The sequence below is a fragment of the Arthrobacter sp. 05N33_2 genome (assembly GCF_056397425.1).
Window position 1 is genome coordinate 1 of the sequence record NZ_JBFTNJ010000139.1, and the last position, 2,099, is coordinate 2,099.

Sequence of the window (2,099 nt, forward strand, 5' to 3'; positions counted from 1 at the left end):
GGCAAGGACGCATCACGAGACTATTCCGGGCTGGTAGGTGCCGGCGCTCCATTCCTGTCCTTGCGGATCGAGCACCCGGCAGCGCCGGGCGCCCCATTGGGTGGCTTCGGGCTCGATCACTGAGGTTCCGCCCGCGGCGAGGGCCTTCTGATGAAAGGCGTCGACGTCTTCGACCAGAAGATATAGTCCCTGGCCGGTTGACTGGCCGATAAGTGGCGGCCGCTGGTAGGCGGCATCGCTACTTGCCACCATTAGCACCGCCTCCCCCATGGAAATCTCGGCGTGCAGCACTGACCCTGCGGGTCCGTCGTGCCGCTGAATAACGCCAAATCCCACGGCCTGGAGCCAGTCCAGGGCTGCGGGTGCGTCACTGTAGCTGAGATAGGCGAATAACTTGGCGTCCATGCCGGAATGCTATTCCCAAGCGCAGCCGTCCGGAACTAGCGTGGCGGAATGAACTCGTCGAAGACCCCCGCCGAGATCCTCAACATAGCCGGCAACGAGGTTCGCATCTCGAGTCCGGACAAGGTGGTGTTCCCCGAACCCGGGCTGACCAAGCTCGACCTGGTCCGCTACTACCTCGCCGTCGCCGACGGTGCGCTGCGGGGCGCAGGCGGCCGGCCCATGGTACTCAAGCGCTTCCCGAAGGGGATCGGCGCTGAGCCGTTCTTTCAGAAACGCGTGCCTGAAAACCACCCCGACTTTATCGACACGGCAACGCTGCACTACGCGTCCGGAACATCAGCCGAAGAGGCCGTCATCCGGGATGCTGCAGGCTTGGCGTGGGTCGTGAATCTCGGATGCCTGGACCTCAACCCGCACCCCGTGCGTGCCGAGGACCTCGAGCACCCGGACGAGCTCCGGGTCGACCTCGACCCGATGCCGGGGGTCGACTGGGCGCAGATCGTCGACGTCGCCTATGTCGCGCGGGAGGTGCTCGACGACGTCGGACTGGTGGGGTGGCCGAAGACGAGCGGTTCGCGGGGACTTCACATCCTCGTGCGCATCGCGCCTCAGTGGTCGTACCACGACGTGCGGCTCGCCGCAGAGACCCTCGCCCGCGAGGTCGAGAACCGCGCTCCGGGCCTCGCCACCGCACGGTGGTGGAAGGAGGAGCGCGGCGAGAGTGTGTTCGTCGACTTCAACCAGAACGCCAAGGACCGCACSGTGGCATCGGCGTACTCSATCCGGSCCCTRCCSGATGCCCGGGTCTCGACTCCGCTCAATTGGGACGAGGTTACCTCCACCCGGCCGGAACAATTCACGGTGCCCACTGTGCTTGAGCGCTTCGCGGCGATGGGCGACCCCCACGCCGGGATCGACGACGCGGCAGGGACGCTCGACAGGCTCATCAGTCTGGCTGCCGGGCTCGGCCCCGCCGAAAAGCCGCCGCGCGGCAGCGACGGCCTGGGCCGCCGGCAATCGGTAATGCCGCTCATCGAGGTGGCACGGACCAAGACCAAGCCCGAGGCGCTCGCGGCGCTCGAGGAATGGAAGACCCGGCATGCGGACCTCTTGTCAGCCCTGCATCCCGCCGACGTACTCGTCGACGGAATGCGGGGATCGAGTTCGCTCTGGTACCGGGTCCGGGTGAACCTGCAGCACGTCCCGGAAAATGAGCGTCCGCCGCAGGAGGAGCTCATCGCCGACTACGACCCCTGGGCGGGCAAAGAGTGGCCGGGGCGCCCTGGATCCTGACCGCCGGATCCTGACCACCGGATCCTGACGCCACGGGACGGGCTCAGGCGTCTTGAGGCTTGCTCGATTCCAAGCTTTCCGCAAGGGGGTTCAGGCAAGATTCGGTCCGAGAGTATCCCAATTGATTGCGGGGTGGTTGTTATGGATGAGAAACCGAGACGGAAACTCTCTGCCCTATTTTGGGTGGTTTCCGTTACCGTTCTGGGAGCACTTGGGGCATTGGGCTGGTATGCGGTGAACGTCATAGCCGCCCTGTTGTCCCCGTCGGTGCGTTGAATACGCCTCGACGCTGCTGACACCCAATTCGACGCACACTCGGATTGCGGGATCCATTTTGCGGCTGCCATCGCGGCCGGTTGATAGCAGCCTCGGCTTCCCGACGACGCAGGGCACGCTTATGG

The 2,099-nt window shown here is 65.3% G+C and carries 2 protein-coding genes; one reads left to right on the forward strand and one right to left on the reverse strand.

All coding sequences use genetic code 11. The features are described 5' to 3' along the window. Window positions 1–12: 12 nt before the first annotated feature. Window positions 13–405, reverse strand: a complete 393-nt coding sequence (locus tag AC1DHX_RS20660) for a VOC family protein (protein WP_230009733.1) — start codon at window positions 403–405, stop codon at window positions 13–15. A gap of 48 nt (window positions 406–453) precedes the next feature. On the opposite strand from AC1DHX_RS20660, the gene ligD reads away from it, so the two are divergent. Next, the gene (gene ligD / locus AC1DHX_RS20665; protein WP_476900457.1) at window positions 454–1,698 is read left to right on the forward strand and encodes a non-homologous end-joining DNA ligase; all 1,245 of its coding nucleotides are present in this window, start codon (window positions 454–456) and stop codon (window positions 1,696–1,698) included. The last annotated feature ends 401 nt before the right edge of the window (window positions 1,699–2,099 follow it).

What these genes read in the sequence shown, in the direction of transcription:
- AC1DHX_RS20660 (WP_230009733.1), bottom strand. Translation starts at nt 405, where the DNA reads ATGGACGCCAAGTTATTCGCCTATCTCAGCTACAGTGACGCACCCGCA.